This window comes from Pseudomonas sp. RIT-PI-a (assembly GCF_001187875.1).
Lineage (GTDB): Bacteria > Pseudomonadota > Gammaproteobacteria > Pseudomonadales > Pseudomonadaceae > Aquipseudomonas > Aquipseudomonas coleopterorum.
The window spans coordinates 715085-734659 of record NZ_LGIR01000011.1; the positions used below are offsets into that span (position 1 = coordinate 715085).

Sequence of the window (19575 nt, forward strand, 5' to 3'; positions counted from 1 at the left end):
TGGGTCAGGAGGAGTGCGTAGACCGCCGACGCGGCTTGCGCCGCTGCTACAGGGAATCGCGTTCGAGGAGGTGGGCGATGCGGCCGACCAGGTCGCCCATGCGGAAGGGTTTGATGACTAGGTCCATGCCCTCGGCGAGGAAGGGCTGCAGGTCCAGGGCGTTTTCGGCGTAGCCGGTCATGAACAGTACCGGCAGCTCGGGGCGCATGTCGCGGGCAGCGTCGGCGAGGACGCGGCCGTTCATTTGCGGCAGGCCCACATCGGTCAGCAGCAGCTGGATCGACGGGTCGTTGCGCAGGGCTTGCAAGGCATCCAGCGCGCTGTCTACCTCGGTGCAGCGATAGCCCGCATCGGTCAGCGCCTCGACCACGAACATCCGTACCGACGCCATGTCTTCCACGATCAACAGGTGCTCACCCTTGCCGCGATTCTCCAACTGCACCGGTTCGCTGGGCAGCGGCAGCAGCGCAAGGCCGGCCGGGAGCATCAAGGTGACCTCGGTGCCATGACCGAGCAGACTGCGAATCCTCACATCACCGCCAGACTGCCGGGCAAAGCCGTAGATCGTCGACAGACCCAACCCCGTGCCCTTGCCGACCGCCTTGGTGGTGAAAAACGGATCGAAGACCTTGTCGATGATGCTGTGATCGATCCCCGTACCGTCGTCACGCACCGACAACACCACGTAGTCGCCGTCGGCCAGGCGCGTGTCGCCTCGCGAATAGGCAGCGAAGGTCGACAGGCGGATGTTGCCACCTTCCGGCAGCGCATCGCGGGCGTTGATCACCAGGTTCAACACGGCGTTTTCGAACTGGATCGGATCGACCATGGCAATCGCCGCGCTGTCGGTCAGGTCCAGGCTCAAGGTGATCCGCTCGCCGATGGTGCGGCGCAGCAGGTCTTCCAATGAATGCACGTGCTGATTGATCGCGATCGGCCGGGTGTCCAGCGGCTGCTGGCGAGCGAAGGCGAGCATGCGATGGGTGAGGGCGGCGGCGTTGGTGGCCGACTGCAGCGCCGCGTCGGCGTAGCGCGACACGGTCTTGTCGACGCTGGCTGCGGCACCGGCGGGCTCCACTCGTTTCTTGATCAATTCCAGCGCCGTGATGATACCGGTCAGCAGGTTGTTGAAGTCGTGGGCGATGCCTCCGGTGAGCTTGCCCAGGGCGTCCATCTTCTGCACCTGCAGCAGCTGCGTTTCGGTGCGTGCCCGCTCTGCCACTTCCTGGGCCAGCAAGGTCTGGGCGTCGGCCAACTGGATCTGCTGTTGACGGTCGCGCTGGCGATGCTCGGTCACGTCCTCGATGAACACCAGGCTATGGCCAGGAGCGCGGTAGGGCGAGACCTGCCATTCGGTTTCACGCAGCTGTTCGTCGACCTTGAGGGTCAGGTTGCCGCGCCAGCGTTCGCCCTTGCTCAAGCGCACCTGCAGATCGTCCAGCACCGATTCCTGGCCCGCCGCAAGTTGCGCCTGCAGGCTGGTCAGCGAGACCGGCGTGGGCAAGAGCTGGGAGAAGGCATGGTTGCACTCGATCACCTGCAACTGCTCGTCGATCACCGCGATGGGGGCAGCGATGTTGGCGAAAATCTCGCGAAAACGTGCCTCGCTCTCGCGCAGCGCGTTTTCCGTATCTCGCACGCGCAACAGCGTGCGCAGCGTCGCCAGCAGCACGTCAGCATCGACCGGATGGATCAGGTACGCGTCAGCACCGGCTTCCAGCCCGGTGATGATATCGCCGGTCTGGATCGAGGCCGCCGAGACATGGATGATCGGCAGCAAGGCCGTGGCCGGCTTGGCGCGCAGCAGGCGGACGATGTCGAAACCGCTCATGTCCGGCAGGTTGACGTCCAGGATCAGCGCATCCAGCGGCTCGCTGGCAATGAGTGCAAGGCCATCGCCACCGGTGCCGGCTTCCAGAATGGTGATGTCGTGCTGCTCCAATCGGCGCCGCAAGGCGTAGCGCGTGGCGCTGTTGTCGTCGACGATGAGGACGCGCACTTCAGGCGTCATGGCCAGGCTCCGGCGCGATGGCCAACGGAATGATCACAAAGAATGTCGAACCCACGCCTGGACTGCTCTCCACGCCTACTGTGCCACCCAGCAGTTCGGCAAAGCGCTTGCACAGCGACAGGCCCAGCCCTGTGCCGCGCAGGCGCTTCTGCACCGGAGAATCGATCTGGGCGAAGTCCTCGAACAGGGTGCCATGCAGTTCTGCGGGAATGCCGATACCGGTATCGGTCACGGCGAAGCGGATCTGCGACGGCGATTCCAGCTTGGCCGACACCCGCACTTCGCCCGCGAGGGTGAACTTCAGCGAGTTGGAAATGAAGTTGCGCAGGATCTGCGCCAGCTTCTTGTCATCGGTGTACAGCCTTGGCAGCCCGGCGGGCTCTTCGAAAATCAGGTCCACAGCGCTGGCATTGACGATCGGCCGGAACATGCCGCGCAACGCCGAGAACAGATCGAACATGTCGAACCAGGCGGGCGAGATGGTGATCCGCCCGGCCTCGATCTTGGCCAGGTCGAGCAGGTCATCGACCATGTCGCTGAGTTCCTGCGCAGCGTTGGTGATGAAGCTCACCTGTTTCTGCTGTTCCGGCGCCAGGGGGCCGTCCAGCTCATCGGCGAGCAGACCGGTGATGCTCAGGATCGAACCCAGCGGCGTGCGGAACTCGTGGCTCATGTACGACAGGAAGCGGCTCTTGAGGTCCGAAGCCTGGCGCAGTTCTTCGGCCTGGCCGTCGAGTTCGCCGTACAGCGCCAGCACGCCCTGGTTGGTCTCATCCAGTTCTTCGCGCAGGGCTTGTGCTTCGGCACGCAACTGGGCGATCAGGGCCGCGCTGGCCTGGGCGTCCAGTTCGAGGGGTTCAGACATGGGCGGGCTCCAGAGCGATAACCAATACGGTGATGTCGTCACGACCGCGACAGAAGTCGCGGTACAGCACTGACGCGATGATGGCGGGATGCAGGTGGATCAGGCCGGGGTAGTCCGCCATGTTCCAGCGTGACTGCAGGCCGTCGCTGTATAGGATCAGCACCTGCTGGCTGGCGTCATCGAAGGTGAAGGTCTGCGCGCGCCGGAACTGCGCGCCGACGATCCCTGGATGGGAAGCCAGCCCGCGGCTCTTGCCGGGCGAGACCAGCGTAGCGCCGATGTTGCCGATGCCGGCGAAACGCAACTGAGCCGAGTCATAGTCGAACTGGGCCACGGCCGCCGCCCCACCACGGGTGCCGTTCATGGCCTGATGCAACTCATCGAGCACCTGCTCGGGCCGCGCGAACGGCGCCTGCGCGAATGCCTGGCAGCCTGCACGGGCAGCCTTTTCGGCTTCCTCGCCATGTCCCAGGCCATCCACCACCAGTGCGCTGATGCCTTCGCCGGCGAAGGCCACCTGCCAGGCGTCGCCGCAGGCCGGATCATCGTGCAGCGAGCGCTGGGTCACGCCCAGGCGCAGGTCGACTTGCGCGTCGCGCTTGCGGTACAGCCGTGCCAGCACCACCGAACCGCGCGCGTCGCTGTAGACGTCGAAGATTTCCGATTGCCGCGCCAGCGCGCCGAGGCCGATGCCTTGGGTACCGCGTGTAGAGTAGCCGTCGGCCAGGCATTCCTGCAGCTCGAAGCCCGTACCGCGATCCAGCGCCAGCAGTTCCACGCCCGGCGAGGTGGGATGGGGCAGGGCACGCAGGTGCAACTCGCCATGGCCTGCATGCTTGAGGACATTGCTGGCCAGCTCGGTCGCGACCAGCGCCACGCGGCCGCAGTCGGTTTCATCCAGGCCCTGGGCCTGTGCCATCTGCTGCGCGGCGCGACGGGCTTCGCCGACCTGGCTGGAGTCCTGCAGCGCGATCACCTGAGTGATGGCGCTGCGCAAGGTCAGGTCCATCGAGTGATCGTCACGCGAGTGCCTTGGCCGGGCGCAGTGTCCAGTTCGAATTCTTCCACCAGCCGCCGTGCGCCGGTCAGGCCCAGACCCAGGCCATTGCCGGAGGTCCAGCCGTCGGTCAGGGCCAGCTTGAGGTCGGGAATGCCCGGGCCTTCGTCGCGGAAGGTCAGGCGCAGACCTTTGCGTACGCCGTCGTCGAGAATCTGCCAGTCCATGTCGCCACCACCGCCATAGACCACGGTGTTGCGTGCCAGCTCGCTGACCGCAGTCACCAGCTTGGTCAGGTCGATCAGACGCATGCCGCAGTCCTGGGCCAGCTTGCGCGCGGTCTGGCGAGCCAGCACCACGTCCTGTTCCAGGCGCACCGGTTGGCTGCCGCTGCTTTCGACGTTCATGAGCCGTTCACTCGAGCCTGCAGCAGGCGCATGCCGCGCTCCACGTTGAGCGCGGTGCTGACGCCGGGCAGGTTCATGCCCAGCTCGACCAGGGTGATGGCCACGGCAGGCTGCATCCCGACCAGGACGGTCTCGGCGTCCATGATCCGCGACAGCCCGGAGATGGTGCCGATCATGCGGCCGATGAACGAGTCGACCATGTCCAGCGCCGAGATATCGATCAACACGCCACGGGCTGAAGTCTTGCTGATCTTCTCCGCAAGGTCATCCTGCAAGGTCATTGCCAGCTGATCGTGCATGTCGACCTGGATGGTCACCAGCAGGTACGGCCCCATCCGCAATATAGGGATGCGTTCCATGGCCTCAGACCGCCTTGCTGACGGTCAGATTCAGGCGGCGCAAGGCCAGCGCCAGGGCGTCGGCGAGGTTGGCCTTGGTGACCACACCTTGCAGGTCCAGGCCCAGATGAACGATGGTCTGTGCGATCTGCGGACGCACGCCGCTGATGATGCAATCGGCGCCCATCAGGCGAATGGCAGTGACTGTCTTGAGCAGATGCTGGGCCACCAGGGTGTCCACGGTCGGCACACCGGTGATGTCGATGATGGCGATTTCCGAACCGGTGTCGACGATGCGCTGCAGCAGCGACTCCATCACCACCTGGGTACGTTGCGAATCGAGCGTGCCGATCATCGGCAGCGCCAGTACACCTTCCCACAGCTTCACCACCGGGGTGGAGAGCTCGAGCAGTTCTTCCTGCTGGCGCTTGATGACCATCTCGCGCGACTTCTGAAAGGTGCGGATGGTGTGCATGCCCAGGCCGTCCAGCAGGTCGGAAACCAGCAGCACCTGCTCGGCCAGTTCTGTCGGCTGGTTGGCGTACGTCGTTTGCAGCACGGCGAACAGCGGACGCTTGAGGGCGAAGATGAAATGCGCGGTCTGGTGCGAATCGTGGCCCAGCAAGGCCCGGCTGTGGGACAGCTTTTCCAGCACCTGACGCACGTCGGCCCATTGGCTGCCAGCAATGTTGTGGGTCTGGCTGGTTTCCAGGGCAATGATCAACTGGCTCAGCAGTTCGCTGCTCTGTTGTTGAAGGTCGGCTTCCTTTATGTTGCGCGTCGCACCGCTGGCTTCGAGGCCTGCGAGCCATTGCTCGACGATGGCGTTTTGTTGGGATTTGAAAGCGTCAACGGTTTGCGTGTTCAGCGCGGCCATGCAGGAACTCCTGTACAGAGATGGGGCAAGATAGCGTAATGATGGCGGATTATCTGCTAAACGCCAGACCCCGTCGATGACCATCGCCACGCACCTAAGCGTGTCGCTCTGGCCCGCGACGAAAGAGGGGCGCCTAGCTGGCCAGCGAGATGATCACGGGCGCGGGGAGTGGCGGCAGACCATAGGCCGCGCGCGCCGTATCGCAGGCCGGGTTGTGTTCGCCGTGCTCCCACGAAGCCTCGAACTCGCGGCAGGTGCTGGAGCGCTGGGCGTACATCGAACAGCTGACGCCGGGTTTGCCCACTTCACCGACGAGAGCGGTGCAACGCGAAGGCTTGACGTCCGTGCCGAGCATCGCTACTCGGTTGTGGGTGACCTGAATGACGCGCTCGTCGGGCACCGGGCCGCCCGCGGACTGGCATTCGCCCCAATAGAAGGACACACGGAAATGCGCGCAGCAGGCGCCGCACTCAAGGCAGGGATTGACTCTGGACATGTTGGCTCGGGAGGGGAGGCGACAGCGTTATTGGGGACCGCGACCACGCCGCCATTCTAGTGCTGCCGCGGCCTTTGTGAAGGGGGGCTGCGAGGTATATTTCACGGCCGCTGCGGAGCCTGGGAATGCACCAAAGGGACGACGTGTTCGCGCTGTCATCACACAACACCCTGATATATGATCGGTTTTCCATTTGCCGCCACGATTGCCCCTCCATGAGCAACGACACCGTCACCGCCGACATCACTCGCCGCAGGCCAGGCAACCTGGCCCAGAGCCTGGTGGACGATGTCTGCAGGATGATCAGCCAGGGCGTGGTCAAGCCCGGTGACAAGCTGCCCACCGAGCTGGAATTGATGGCGGTGGGTGGGGTCAGCCGGGCCACGGTGCGTGAGGCGCTGTCGCGGCTGCAGGTGTCGGGCATCGTCGAAACCCGCCGCGGGATCGGCACCTTCGTGCTCAACGTGCCCGGCTCGACCGTGTCGCGTCTCGACCCTGCCACCATCGTCACTTTGCAGGACGTCATCGCCATTCTCGATGTGCGCATCAGCTTCGAGATCGAAGCCGCGGGGCTGGCGGCGTTGCGTCGCACCGATGCACAGCTGGCGAGCATCGAAGAAGCAGTCAAGCGTTTCGAGCAGGCCTGCGACACCAGCGGTTCCATCGTCGCCGACTTCCAGTTCCACTTGCAGATCGCGCAAGCCTCCAACAATCGTTACTTCGTCGACATCATCACCCACTTCGGCACCAGCATGTTTCCTCGGGCGCGCCTGGACACGGTGGCCATCGCCCGGCTGGACCGGCAGCAGAAGCACGAGCGACTGGTGCGCGAGCATGCGCATATCTTCGACGCAGTCGCCCGTGGCGACTATGACGCGGCCCGGGCGGCCATGCGCATTCACCTCGCCAACAGCCGGGCGCGGGTGGTCAAGGCTCACGAAGATCTGTCGATCTGACAGTTCTATCGCAGTAGTATGATGACTCCCCGGCGATATCGCTACATCTTTGGAAATAATTCATCTTCGAGGTATGGATATCCGTAGCGTTGTACGATAACGTAACTGCAGTACCGGCACAGACCGGTGTCCCCTAATAATTCCAACGTCCAGGGTGCTGCAACCATGATTATCCGCGCGATGTCCTTCCGCTGTTGTCCGACTTCTTCCGTTTCTCAGACGCCCAGTACAGTCTTTAGCTGACTGCGCAAGATCTGAAACACCGGCTACCTACCTTCTACCCGCATAAAAATAACTCGTGGGAGTACCTTCGCATGCCAGCGACGAAGAAGACGCACGTGCGCTACATGATCCTGTTTCTGTTGTTCGTGGTGACCACCCTGAACTACGCGGATCGCGCCACCATTTCCATCGCCGGTGCCAGTCTGCAGAAAGACCTGGGCATCGACGCCGTGACCCTCGGCTACATCTTTTCCGCGTTCGGCTGGGCTTACGTCCTGCTGCAGATCCCCGGTGGTTGGCTGCTCGACCGCTTCGGCTCGAAGAAGGTCTATGCCTGGAGCATTTTCACCTGGTCGCTGTTCACTGTGCTGCAGGGTTTCGTCGGCTACCTGCCGATGGCCAACGCGGTGATCGCGCTGTTCATGCTGCGCTTTCTGGTCGGTGCGGCCGAGGCACCATCCTTCCCCGGCAACGCGCGCATCGTTGCCGCCTGGTTTCCGACTGCCGAGCGCGGCACGGCATCGGCCATCTTCAACTCGGCGCAGTACTTCGCGACCGTGCTGTTCGCTCCGCTGATGGGCTGGATCGTCCATTCCTGGGGCTGGGAGCACGTCTTCGTGGTCATGGGCGGCCTGGGCATCCTGTTCTCGGCGGTGTGGCTCAAGTACATCCACAACCCCAAGGAACACCCAAGCATCAGCGCCGAAGAGCTGGACTTCATTGAGAAGAACGGCGGGCTGGTCGACATGGACCAGGCCAAGGGCGGCAAGTCCAAGCCCAAGTGGAACTACATTCGCCAACTGCTCACCACCCGCATGATGCTGGGCGTGTACCTGGGTCAGTTCTGCATCAACGGCATCACCTACTTCTTCCTGACCTGGTTCCCGGTGTACCTGGTTCAGGAGCGCGGCATGACCATTCTCAAGGCGGGCTTCATCGCCTCGCTGCCGGCCATCTGCGGCTTCATCGGCGGCGTGCTGGGCGGGGTGATCTCGGACAGTCTGCTGCGTCGCGGTCATTCGCTGACCTTCGCTCGCAAGACGCCGATCGTGTGCGGCTTGATGCTGTCGACCACCATGGTCATCTGCAACTATGTGCAGGCCGAATGGATGGTGGTGGCGTTCATGGCGCTGGCGTTCTTCGGCAAGGGCGTGGGCGCGCTGGGCTGGGCCGTGGTGTCCGACACCTCGCCCAAGCAGATCGCCGGGATCAGTGGCGGGCTGTTCAACATGTTCGGCAACGTGGCCTCCATCACCACGCCGATCGTGATCGGCTACATCATCAGCGCCACCGGCTCGTTCAAGGACGCGCTGGTCTATGTGGGTGCCAACGCCCTGGTCGCGGTGTTCAGCTACTTGGTGATCGTCGGCCCGATCAAGCGTGTGGTCTTGCGCGAAGAGAACGGCGATCCGATCGTCGACGATGCACCGCAGCTGAGCGGCGCGCGTCCCTGAAGCGTCTGCAGCCAACGACAAGACCGCGGCCGGCAGTGCCGGCACGCGGCTCTCGATTCAGCCTGAGTTGATTGGAAGGGCCAAGCCATGCAATTGATCGAACATTCCGATTCTCCCCGCTACGTGCGCCTGCACGCAGACGACAACGTCGTGGTCGTGGTCAACGATCAGGGCGTGGCCGAAGGCAGTCGCTTTCCTGATGGCCTGACCGTCATCGAAGGCGTGCCGCAAAGCCACAAGGTCGCAACCGTCGACATCGCCGAAGGCGGCACGGTGGTGCGCTACGGGCAGATCATCGGCTACGCGCTGGAACCCATTCGCCAAGGCAGTTGGGTCAAGGAAAGCCAACTGGCGATGCCGTCGGCACCGCCGCTGGACAGCCTGCCGATGTCCGACGCGGTGCCGGCTGCGCTGCCGCCGCTCGAAGGCTTCACCTTCCAGGGTTATCGCAACGCCGACGGTACCGTCGGTACCCGCAACATTCTCGGGATCACCACCACGGTGCAGTGCGTGACCGGTGTGCTGGACCATGCCGTGAAACGTATCCGTGAAGAGCTGTTGCCCAAGTATCCCCACGTCGATGACGTGGTAGCCCTGACCCACAGTTATGGCTGTGGCGTGGCGATCAATGCGCGCGACGCCTACATTCCGATTCGCACCGTACGCAATCTGGCACGCAACCCCAACCTGGGCGGCGAGGCACTGGTGATCGGTCTGGGTTGCGAGAAATTGCAGGCCGGGCAGGTGATGCACGAGGACGATCCCTCGGTGGACCTGAGCGAACCGTGGCTGTACCGCTTGCAGGATTCGGGACATGGCTTCGGGGAAATGGTCGAGCAGATCATGGCCCTGGCCGAGACCCGCCTGGCCAAGCTCGACCTGCGTCGCCGCGAAACCGTGCCCGCCAGCGAGCTGATTCTGGGCATGCAGTGCGGCGGCAGCGACGCCTTCTCCGGCATCACCGCCAATCCGGCGTTGGGATTCGCCTCGGACCTGTTGATTCGGGCCGGTGCCACGGTGATGTTCTCCGAGGTCACCGAAGTGCGTGATGCCATCTACATGCTGACCTCGCGGGCCGAAACCCACGAAGTGGCGACCGAGCTGGTACGTGAAATGGACTGGTACGATAACTACCTGGAGCGCGGCGCCGCGGACCGCAGTGCCAATACCACGCCGGGCAACAAGAAAGGCGGGTTGTCGAACATCGTCGAGAAGTCCCTGGGCTCGATCGTCAAGTCCGGCAGCAGCGCGATCAACGGCGTGCTCGGCCCGGGGGAGCGGGTCAATCGCAAGGGGCTGATCTACTGCGCTACGCCCGCCAGCGATTTCGTTTGCGGCACTTTGCAACTGGCCGCGGGCATGAACCTGCATGTATTCACCACCGGCCGTGGCACGCCTTACGGCTTGGCGATGACACCTGTGGTCAAGGTCTCCACCCGTACCGAGCTGGCGGAGCGCTGGCCTGATCTGATCGACATCGATGCCGGGCGCATTGCGACCGGGCGCGCCACCATCGAGGAGTTGGGCTGGGAGTTATTCCACTACTACCTGGCCGTGGCCAGCGGGGAAAAGCAGACGTGGGCCGAGCGCTATCGCCTGCACAACGACATCACCTTGTTCAACCCTGCGCCGATCACCTGATCAGGCGCTGCGACGGGCGGCGGGCACTCCGCTGCCGGTCGGCTCGATAAATAAGCGTCAAAAAAGGGAATCAAATCCCTACATCCAGTGTCGAAGTGCCACTAAACTGTCATTCTCCGTTTCGGTACCTACATTAGAGGTTTTTGCATGAAGCTCAGTCCGTTTGCGGGCAAACCTGCCCCAGCCCAGCTGCTGATCGACATCCCGCGTCTGGTCACGGCTTATTACACCGGCCAACCGGACGCGAGCGAGCCTACCCAGCGTGTGGCGTTCGGCACTTCGGGCCACCGTGGCAGCTCATTCGACTTGAGCTTCAACGAAAATCACGTTCTGACCATCAGCCAGGCGATCTGCCTCTACCGCAGCAGCAAAGGCATCGACGGCCCGCTGTTCGTCGGCATCGACACCCACGCGCTGTCAACACCTGCCGGTGCCAGCGCGCTGGAAGTGTTCGCCGCCAATGGTGTGCAGGTCATGCTGTCCAAGGACGACGAGTACACGCCGACTCCAGCCGTCTCCCACGCGATCATCTGCTACAACCGCGGTCGCACCAGCGGCCTGGCGGATGGCGTGGTGATCACGCCGTCGCACAACCCGCCGCAAAGCGGTGGCTTCAAGTACAACCCACCCAATGGCGGGCCTGCCGACGGTGACGTGACCAAGTGGATCGAAGCCAAAGCCAACGAATTGCTCGCCGATGGCCTGCGCGATGTGAAGCGCATGCCCCATGAGCAAGCACTGAAAGCGGCGACCACCCATCGTCACGACTACATCCATCACTACGTGGCTGACTTGGTCAACGTGATCGACTTCGATGTGATCCGCAAAGCCGGTCTGCGTCTGGGTGTGGATCCGCTGGGTGGGGCAGGCGTGCGCTACTGGTCGGCGATTGCCGAGCACTATCAGCTGGATCTGGAGGTGGTGAACACCGAAGTCGATTCCACGTTCCGTTTCATGTGCGTGGATTGGGATGGACAGATTCGGATGGATCCGTCCTCCAGCCATGCCATGCAGGGGCTGATCGGCCTCAAGGATCGCTTCGATGTGGCGTTCGCCTGCGACCCTGACCACGACCGTCACGGTATCGTGACGCCAACCGGTGGCTTGCTGGCGCCGAACAATTATTTGGCCGTGGCCATCGACTACCTGTTCCAGAACCGTCCGCAATGGCGCAACGACGCGGCTGTGGGCAAGACCGTGGTCAGCAGTGGCCTGATCGACCGTGTGACCGCACGCCTGGGTCGCCGTTTGCATGAAGTGCCGGTGGGCTTCAAGTATTTCGCCGATGGGCTGTTCGACGGTTCGCTGGGTTTCGGTGGAGAGGAGAGCGCCGGCGCGTCGTTCCTGCGCATGGATGGCAGTGTCTGGACCACCGACAAGGACGGTCTGATCCCTGCGTTGCTGGCAGCTGAAATGACCGCTCGTACCGGTCGCGATCCAAGCCAGGCCTATGACGCATTGACGCAAACCCTGGGCGAGCCGTTCTCCACCCGTGTGGAAGCCAAGGCCAATCCGCAGCAGAAGGCGGCCCTGAGCAAATTGTCGCCCGAGCAGGTCAAGTCGACCGAGCTGGCCGGCGAGCCGATCGAACAGATCCTCAGCCATGCGCCTGGTAACGGCCAGGCCATCGGCGGCCTGAAGGTCATCACCGCCAACGGCTGGTTCGCCGCGCGCCCATCGGGCACCGAGGACATCTACAAGATCTACGCCGAAAGTTTCATCGACGAAGCCCACCTGCAGCGTCTGGTGGCCGAAGCGCAGGTGTTGGTGGATTCCGCCATCGGTTGATTTCGTGCGTCCTCCTGGATAAACCGCGTGCGCCGCTGCTACAGAAGCACCGCGATCCCTGTAGCAGCGGCGCAAGCCGCGTCCGGCCTCAACGCGGTCCTCCAGATGCACCGCATGCGCCGCCGACACGCGGACCGATGGCAAACACGGCCTCTGTAGCAGCGGCGCAAGCCGCGTCGGCAGGCACCACGGGGCCCCAGGCACACCGCCTGACCCGCTCAGCGTCAGCGATAAGGATCTTTGGTATATTGCGGCTCTCGCGACATGCCCAGGAGTTTTCGTGTCATCGCAACCCACCGACAAAGACCGTCCGGCTCAGGGCCTGATTGCCCGGGGCTGGCGTTGGCTGCGTTCGCAGCAACGTGATGCCTGGTTCCATACGCCACTGATCGAGTCACCTGCGCCCGAACCCTCCTGCGAACCCTCGCCCGCATCAACGTCGAAGCGGCCCGCCCGTGCGCCAAAGAAGCCCGCCACGCTACCTGCGCCACAGCCTTTGCTCTTCGCCCCCTGGCAACTGGAACTCACCCCAGCCCTGAAAAAGACCATCAAGGCCGACGTCGCTGCACGGCTTCCCGAACACGCTCAACCCAGCGCCGCCCAGTGGAAGATGATCTTCAGCACCACACCCGCCACCTGCGTAGTCGCTGGCGCCGGCGCGGGCAAGTCCACGTCGCTGGTGCTCAGAGTGCTGGTCCTGCACCACTACTTGGGATTCGAACTCGACAGCCTCAGCGTCGTAACCTTCACCCGGGAGTCACGTCGAGACTTTATCAAGAAGTTGTGTGAAGTCTTTGATAAGTGGGAGATTTCCTATTTATTCGAGAATCTGCGTGAAGTCGTCAGAACCTACCATTCGCTGGTTCTGCCCATGGTCCACGCGCTTCCTGGCCTGTCCGACGTACGCGCCTTCGAGAATCTGGGCGCCGCTGGCGCAGGCGCCGAAGAAGCCAACCCCTTCCAGCTGCGTCTCAACGATACCCAGCGCCAGTTGATGAACGAGTGCTATCGCGATCTGATGACCAGCGATCCTGCATTTGCCAGTCATATCGCCAGCCTGCGCAAAGGCGCAGCCCAGTTGCGCAAGCTCGACCCGCAAGACCCTGATGTACAGAAACGCCTCAAAGCCCTGAGCCTGGCCAGTGCTCGCGATCTCGAACTGTGTGACCTGATCGAAGATCAATGGCGCAACACGAACGCCTGGCCTATAAAAGGGATCAAGATTGATCGTCAACCAATTGATATAAAAGGATTTACATTCCATACCCATGGGTACATTGCCAAACTCGACACATGGGTTGTATTGGGTTTCGATGCCAATACCGACCCCCAGTTGACCCGGCCGGGCGCCAAGATACCGGTCTGGGGTGAATGGGCCGTCAAGCGCACCTTGTTTCAAGCTTTCTGCGATAAGCCACTAATTTGGCTGGATAACCCAGTCGATGCGAAAAAAGTTTTGAGCGCATTGAATAGCAAGGCGCTGTCCGGTCCGGGTTTCGAGTACCAGCTCCCCGGCGAGCTTTCTCCAGCGCCACTGCTCGATTGTTTCGTGGGCGCCGCAACCTTCATCGAGAATCTCGGGTTGCAGGTAGTCGATGCCATCGACCGAATGACTTGGGACACCGATGACCCCGAAGCGGCCTTCTTTGCCGCACTACGTACCTACTGGCCAGCGCTTGAGGCGCACCTGCAACGGCAGACCCCGCCGATCATGCTGTTCAACCGCATGTTCGCGCTGTTGGGAGAGGGCTCTGACTCCAAGGTTGGCGAGCTGCCTGATGAAGCCCTGCGCCCCATGTCCCATCTGCTGGTCGATGAATTCCAAGACATTTCTGCGCAGATCGTCGGCTGGCTTAAGGCAAGCCTTGCCGAAATCCTTCGTCGAGGTTCTTCTCTGGCCGGTGAGCGAGCGGCCCAGCACAGTTCGCTGATGTGCGTCGGTGACGACTGGCAATCGATCTACGGCTGGCGCGGCAGTACGCCCAGCTACTTCATGCAATTCAATCGCACTTTCAGTGCCCACAAGCACACGCGCATCCTGCTGATCGACAACTACCGCAGCCACCAGGTCGTGATCGACGCCGCCGAACATGTCGTCGCATCAGCGCCGGCCATACCGGGCAAGAAAGCCCAGGCGCGCACGACGTTCACTCGCGAGCCGGTGCCCGTCACCGTGCTGACTCGGGACCTTGCAGACCTTGCCCGACGCGCTGCCGAGCATCATGCGGCGGGCGATTCGATTCTGGTGCTGTATCGCCGCAACAGTGATCGCCAGGCACTGGCCGAACATATCCAGGGCCTGTTGCAGCTTGAGCAGGCGCTGCCCGTAGAACAGCGCCGCTTGCGTCAGCTCACCTTCCACAGCGCAAAGGGGCTGCAGGCCGATGCGGTGTTTCTGCTGGGTGACTGCCAGTACGCCAGTCGCTCGCCCTACAAGAATCAGGTATATGCCTTGGCCGGTCTGGCGCCGCCGGGGCAGGTGGACGGCTACGACAGCGCTCAGCATGAAGAAGCGCTGCGCCTGGCCTACGTCGGGATCACCCGGGCCATCCACAGCTGCTACTGGTACGTGGAGACGGCGACCAGGCCCGGCGCCCGCGCCTCCGACCGCGTCGACGCCAGCCTGCCATGCTTCAGTGATCTGCGGATCAAGCCCAAGCGCTGAATCAGGCCTGGGACATCTCCCGGACCTTGGCGGTGAGGACGTCGAAGGCGAACGGCTTGGTGATCATCTGCATGCCGTCATCGAGGAAACCGGCACGCACTTCCGCGTCCTGGGCATAGCCGGTGATGAACAGCACCTTGAGCCCAGGCCGCAGGGTGCGCGCCACTTCGGCCAATTGCCGGCCATTCATGCCGGGCAGACCGACGTCGCTGATCAGCAGGTCGATGCGCTGCCCGGACGCCAGAATCGGTTGTGCGGCACTGGCGTCGGCTGCCTCCAGGTAGCCGTAACCCAGCTCGCGCAGCACTTCGCAGACCAAGGTGCGCACCGCATTGTCGTCCTCCACGATCAACACCGTCTCGCCATTGCGCGCCATGGGTGACTCGATCACCGGCACCAGCGCGTGCGGCAGCTGCGAGGCGTAGCAACGCGGTAGATAGAGCTGCACCGTGGTGCCCTGGCCGGGTGTGCTGTCGATGGCCACGTGCCCGCGGGACTGCTTGCTGAAGCCGTAGATCATCGACAGGCCGAGCCCGGTGCCTTGGCCGATGGGTTTGGTGGTGAAAAACGGGTCGAACGCACGGTCGACCACGGCGGGGTCCATGCCCAGCCCTGTATCGCTGACACTGAGCAGGATATAGTCGCCCGGCTCCAGATTCTGCTGGGCGGAGGTGAAGCCTTCGTCGAGATGACGATTGCCCGTTTCGACGATCACCTCGCCAGCCCCCGGCATGGCGTCGCGGGCGTTGATCACCAGGTTGAGCAGGGCGCTTTCCAGCTGATGCGGGTCGGCTTCGGCAATCCATAGTTCCGGATCGAGGCGCAGGTGCAAGGTGATGCTCTCGTTGAGGCTGCGGTGCAGCAGCTCTTCCATCGAGCGGACCAGCTCGTTGACCTGGACCGGCTTGGAATCCAGAGACTGACGGCGAGAAAACGCCAACAGCCGGTGGGTCAGCGACGCCGCGCGGTTGGCCGAGCTGATCCCCATATCGATGAGTTTGGGCAGGTCGTCGAACTGATCGCGCTTCATGCGTCGACGCATCAGTTCCAGACTGCCGATGATGCCGGTGAGCATGTTGTTGAAGTCGTGGGCAATGCCCCCGGTCAGCTGGCCGACCGCTTCCATCTTCTGCGCCTGGCGCAGGGCTTCTTCGTTGATGCGCACCTGAGCGGTACGTTCTTCGACCTGCTGTTCCAGGTTGCCGTTGAGTTCGCGCAACTGCTGTTCGGCGGCCTTCTGCTCGGTGATATCGGTGGTCACCCCGACCAACGCCTGGATCAGGCCTTTCTCGTCAGGGATCGCCCGGGCGCGCACGTCGACCCAGTGCAGCGAACCGTCGGGCCAGCGATTGCGGAATTGCGCGGCGAAATCGGCACCCAGTTGCAGGCTGTCGATCAGCGCCTCCTGCATCATCGCTTGATCACTGGGATGAACGCACAACAGCCAATCTGAGTAATCGAAGCGAGCGCCGGCCTCGATGCCGTAATGGGCGCGGGTCCGGTTCGAGCAATTCAACTGCAGCGGGTGGCAGGTCAGTTCCCAGGCGCCGAGGCGACCGGCGCTCATGGCATGTTGCAAGCGCTGTTCGCTTTCACTCAGGTCGAGCAGACGATCCCGGGCTTCGTATTGACGGCGACGGCCACGAATGGCGGTCTTGGCCAGGCTGACCAGGGTCATGGGGTGGAACGGGCGCTCCACGAAGGTCACGTTGCCCAGGCGCGCCGCGAGGTGCATGGACTGCGCCTGATCGGCGGCGCGCTGGTGGGTCATCAGCACGATCGGCAGGTCGGACCAGGCCGGTTGCTGACTCAGATACACCAGAAGGGGCTGCATCCGGGCTTCGGACAGCGCTTCATTGGCGATGAGGCACACGCCCGCGCCCTCGCGTTGCAGGTGTGTGCAAAGCTCGTCGACATCCGCCACCGCAGCCCCCTCGATGCCCGCCTGGCCCAGGATCTGCAAGGCGACCTGGCTATCGCGTCCCAGGGGCGCCAGGACCAGCACCCGCTCCGAGGTGGGTATGGACATCTTCACTGATCGTCTGCTTCGAGCAGGGGGCGGGCTTCACCGATGTAGGTCGGTACGCCGCGCAGCACCCCTTGGAACGCGCTCAGTGGTTCGCCAACGGTCATGCCCTGACTGCTGATCTTGTATTCGCGGATGGTGTTTTCATGGCTGCCGAAGCGCTTCTTGATCACCGACACTGCACGGCGTACGTTGCCGAGCGCCTCGAAGTAGCGCAACAGGATGACCGTATCGGCCAGGTAGGTGATGTCCACCGGCGCCTTCATGTCGCCGACCAGCCCTTGCTGAGCCACGGTCATGAAGGTGGAGGCGCCCAGGCGGTTGAGGTAGAGCAGCAGCTCGTGGATGTGTAGCACCGGCGTGCTTTCGCCCATCATGGCGGCGTGGTAGCCGTTGATGCTGTCGATCACGACCGTCTTGATGGAGTGCAGGTTGATGCTGGTACGCACCATGTGGGCAAACTCGCCGGGCGACTGCTCGGCGGCGTCCACCTGCTGGATGATCATCTGGCCGCGATGCTGGTAGGCCTCGAGGTCGATGCCCAGGTTCTTCATGCGCTCGAAGAGCAGGCTGAGTTCTTCGTCGAAGATGAACAGCGCGACTTTTTCGCCACGCTCCACCGCTGCGGCGGCGAAGACCATGGAGAGCAAGGATTTACCGGTACCGGCAGGGCCGATGATCAAGGTGCTCGAACCGTTCTCGACACCGCCGCCCAGCAGCGCGTCCAGTTCGGCGATGCCCGAAGTTAGCTGGCTGCGTTCGTAGCGAGCACGGAACTCGGCCGCCACCAGACGTGGGTAAACGTGAATACCGTCGGGCTGGATGGTGAAGTCGTGATAGCCACCGCGGTATTTCTGCCCACGGTATTTCATGATGCGCAGACGGCGCCGTTCGGCACCGTAGTCGGGTGCGGTTTCTTCCAGGCGAATCACGCCGTGGGCGATGCTGTGCAACGTCTTGTCCAGCGGCTCGCTGGTCATGTCGTCGAGCAGCAGCACCGTGGCATGGAAGCGGGCGAAATAGTGTTTGATGGCCAGGATCTGCCGGCGATAGCGCAGCGAACCCTGAGCCAGCAGACGCACCTCCGAGAGGCTGTCCAACACCACTCGGGAGGGTTTTACCCGTTCCACTTCATCGAAGATCTGCCGGGTCGCTTCGCCTAGTTCCAGGTCGCTGCTGTACAGCAGGCTTTGCTGCTGTTGCAGGTCCAGCACCAATTCGGGTGGGGTCAGCTCGAACACCGTGACCCGTTCGTCCAGCTCCCAGCCATGGGAAAGGGCGCCTTCGCGCAGCTCCCTGGCGGTTTCGGAGAGGGTGATATAGAGGCAGGTCTCGTTCTGCGCAACGCCTTCGAGGAGAAATTGCAGCGCTACCGTCGTCTTGCCTGCGCCCGGCTGGCCTTCCAGAAGGAAGATATGGCTGCGGGTCAGACCTCCGCCCAAGATATCGTCCAGCCCGGCAATGCCGGTGGCTGCTTTGGCCGTCTTCAAAAAGGTGTCCTCGGGTAGCGGGAAGGGCTGCGTTGCGCAATGTGCTACAGCATGATACTGGACACCGTGCCGGTAGCGGGGTTCCTGTGTGGCATGACCGAAATTCACCATTGGACCCAGGCGATTTTACAGGCCCTGTTGCAGGCTTGGATCGTCGGCGTTCTGCTGTTCCAGTTCGGCCAACAGTATCTGCACATTCTGCAACTGCCCGGTTTCTTTCCAGTACTGGATCAACAGCACCCGGGCGCGGCGGTTGGCCGGATCACGGCGAAGGATCTCTTCCAGCTGTTTCTGTGCGGCCTCGATCTGCTGCAGGTCGTGCAGGTTGGTGGCCAGCACGTAGCGGTAATCGTTGTTGTCCGGTGCCAGTTCCACCGCTCGGGCGAGGGCGAGCAGGGCGTATTCGTCCTCGTCATGGGCCATCAACCAGAGGCCCAGTTGCTGCTGTAACAGCGCCGATTGCGGATGGGCGAGCAACTGCTCAGCCAGCAAGGCGCGGGCCGAGTCGCTTTTGCCTTGGCGTTCGAGCAGCTCCACTTGCACGGCAATGGCTTCAAGGTCGTCCGGCGCCAAGGTGCGGTAGCGAGTCAGGGCCTCCTCTGCCTGCTCGTAGGCTGCATCGTGCAGATACAGGCGCGCCAGTTCGAGCTGCGCGGTGGCGTCGTCGGTGTGGCCTTGCAGGTCGGCGATGTAGGCGTTCACCACCTTGTCCAGGTGAGCGAAATACAGCCCCAACTCATCGACCGGCAGGCCGAGCAGGCCACGGGCGGCATGGAAGCGGATGGCCTGGTCCTCGTCTTCCAGCAACGGCCCGAGCAGCACGCTGCGCTGACTTTCGGGGACGAGCCCGATTACCGCATCGATCGCGGCATGTCGTACCTGCGCCTCGTCGCTGTGCAGATCGGCGCTGGCCAGCTTGAGCGCCTGCGGGCTGGGGTAGTTGTGCAGTTGGGCATACAGCGCAGCGCGGCGCTCGGGTGCAAGATCGCTGCGCGCCAGCTGCTGATAGAGCACGCGGGCCGCGCCTGGTTGACCGTTGCGGGCCTGGTTCAGGGCCTTGGTGTAGCCCTGTTGCGGTGCAACCGGCGCCGTGGTGGCGGCGGGGCGCAAGGCATACCACAGGCCTGCCAGCAGCAGAGAAAACACAATCAAGATCAGCGAAAGGCGAACGCGTTTAGACATGCAGGTATCCGAAGAGGCGCAGGCTTGGCCGGGGTATTCAGCTTGGGTCACTGCCGAGGCGCAGTCAAATCGAAGAGGGCGGCGACCATTGGCAAGCCACCCATGGGTGAGGTTTACTAGGCTCTGTGTGAAAAGCCTTGATACTCGGTGATGCTGCGTT

15 protein-coding genes are annotated in these 19575 nt (G+C 62.9%); 5 read left to right on the forward strand and 10 right to left on the reverse strand.

The genetic code is table 11. From position 1 onward, the window contains the following. Positions 1-46 precede the first annotated feature (46 nt). The 7 genes from AC788_RS05490 to AC788_RS05520 all read right to left on the reverse strand — a co-directional run bounded on the left by AC788_RS05490 (position 47) and on the right by AC788_RS05520 (position 5991). Positions 47-2011 (reverse strand): response regulator, encoded by a 1965-nt coding sequence (locus AC788_RS05490; protein WP_049859583.1) that lies wholly within the window; start codon positions 2009-2011, stop codon positions 47-49. Then, a complete protein-coding gene (locus AC788_RS05495; RefSeq protein ID WP_049859584.1) occupies positions 2001-2876 on the reverse strand; it encodes a sensor histidine kinase in 876 nt (291 codons plus the stop codon). Before AC788_RS05495 ends, AC788_RS05490 begins: the two co-directional genes overlap by 11 nt. Then, positions 2869-3879 (reverse strand): SpoIIE family protein phosphatase, encoded by a 1011-nt coding sequence (locus AC788_RS05500; RefSeq protein WP_049859824.1) that lies wholly within the window; start codon positions 3877-3879, stop codon positions 2869-2871. The genes AC788_RS05495 and AC788_RS05500 overlap by 8 nt, the downstream gene beginning before the upstream one ends. Then, positions 3876-4280, reverse strand: a complete 405-nt coding sequence (locus tag AC788_RS05505) for an anti-sigma regulatory factor (protein WP_049859585.1) — start codon at positions 4278-4280, stop codon at positions 3876-3878. Before AC788_RS05505 ends, AC788_RS05500 begins: the two co-directional genes overlap by 4 nt. Then, on the reverse strand, positions 4277-4639 hold the full coding sequence (locus AC788_RS05510; RefSeq protein WP_049859586.1) for an STAS domain-containing protein: 363 nt from the start codon (positions 4637-4639) through the stop codon (positions 4277-4279). The genes AC788_RS05505 and AC788_RS05510 overlap by 4 nt, the downstream gene beginning before the upstream one ends. Before the next feature lie 4 nt (positions 4640-4643). Continuing rightward, a complete protein-coding gene (locus AC788_RS05515; protein WP_049859587.1) occupies positions 4644-5495 on the reverse strand; it encodes an STAS domain-containing protein in 852 nt (283 codons plus the stop codon). A gap of 133 nt (positions 5496-5628) precedes the next feature. Beyond that, the gene (locus AC788_RS05520; RefSeq protein WP_049859588.1) at positions 5629-5991 is read right to left on the reverse strand and encodes a YkgJ family cysteine cluster protein; all 363 of its coding nucleotides are present in this window, start codon (positions 5989-5991) and stop codon (positions 5629-5631) included. Between the two features lie 215 nt (positions 5992-6206). On the opposite strand from AC788_RS05520, the gene AC788_RS05525 reads away from it, so the two are divergent. The 5 genes from AC788_RS05525 (at position 6207) to AC788_RS05545 (ending at position 14717) form a co-directional block, all read left to right on the forward strand. Next, the gene (locus tag AC788_RS05525; RefSeq protein WP_049859589.1) at positions 6207-6947 is read left to right on the forward strand and encodes a FadR/GntR family transcriptional regulator; all 741 of its coding nucleotides are present in this window, start codon (positions 6207-6209) and stop codon (positions 6945-6947) included. 314 nt (positions 6948-7261) lie between these two features. Continuing rightward, on the forward strand, positions 7262-8623 hold the full coding sequence (locus AC788_RS05530) for an MFS transporter (protein WP_049859590.1): 1362 nt from the start codon (positions 7262-7264) through the stop codon (positions 8621-8623). Positions 8624-8710: 87 nt separating this feature from the next. Next, a complete protein-coding gene (garD, locus tag AC788_RS05535) occupies positions 8711-10264 on the forward strand; it encodes a galactarate dehydratase (RefSeq protein WP_049859591.1) in 1554 nt (517 codons plus the stop codon). A gap of 147 nt (positions 10265-10411) precedes the next feature. Next, the gene (gene pgm / locus AC788_RS05540) at positions 10412-12052 is read left to right on the forward strand and encodes a phosphoglucomutase (alpha-D-glucose-1,6-bisphosphate-dependent) (protein WP_049859592.1); all 1641 of its coding nucleotides are present in this window, start codon (positions 10412-10414) and stop codon (positions 12050-12052) included. A 247-nt stretch (positions 12053-12299) separates the two neighbouring features. Then, positions 12300-14717 carry a UvrD-helicase domain-containing protein gene (locus AC788_RS05545; protein ID WP_442965533.1) on the forward strand — a complete coding sequence of 806 codons (2418 nt, stop codon included), beginning with the start codon at positions 12300-12302 and terminating at the stop codon, positions 14715-14717. Position 14718: 1 nt separating this feature from the next. Here AC788_RS05545 and AC788_RS05550 read toward each other — a convergent pair whose 3' ends face one another. The 3 genes from AC788_RS05550 to AC788_RS05560 all read right to left on the reverse strand — a co-directional run bounded on the left by AC788_RS05550 (position 14719) and on the right by AC788_RS05560 (position 19415). Continuing rightward, entirely contained in the window at positions 14719-16746 is a 2028-nt protein-coding gene (locus tag AC788_RS05550) for a hybrid sensor histidine kinase/response regulator (RefSeq protein ID WP_049859594.1), read from the reverse strand. Between the two features lie 2 nt (positions 16747-16748). Next, on the reverse strand, positions 16749-18233 hold the full coding sequence (locus AC788_RS05555; protein WP_049859595.1) for an ATPase domain-containing protein: 1485 nt from the start codon (positions 18231-18233) through the stop codon (positions 16749-16751). Positions 18234-18359: 126 nt separating this feature from the next. Further along, positions 18360-19415 (reverse strand): hypothetical protein, encoded by a 1056-nt coding sequence (locus AC788_RS05560; RefSeq protein ID WP_049859596.1) that lies wholly within the window; start codon positions 19413-19415, stop codon positions 18360-18362. Positions 19416-19575: the final 160 nt, after the last annotated feature.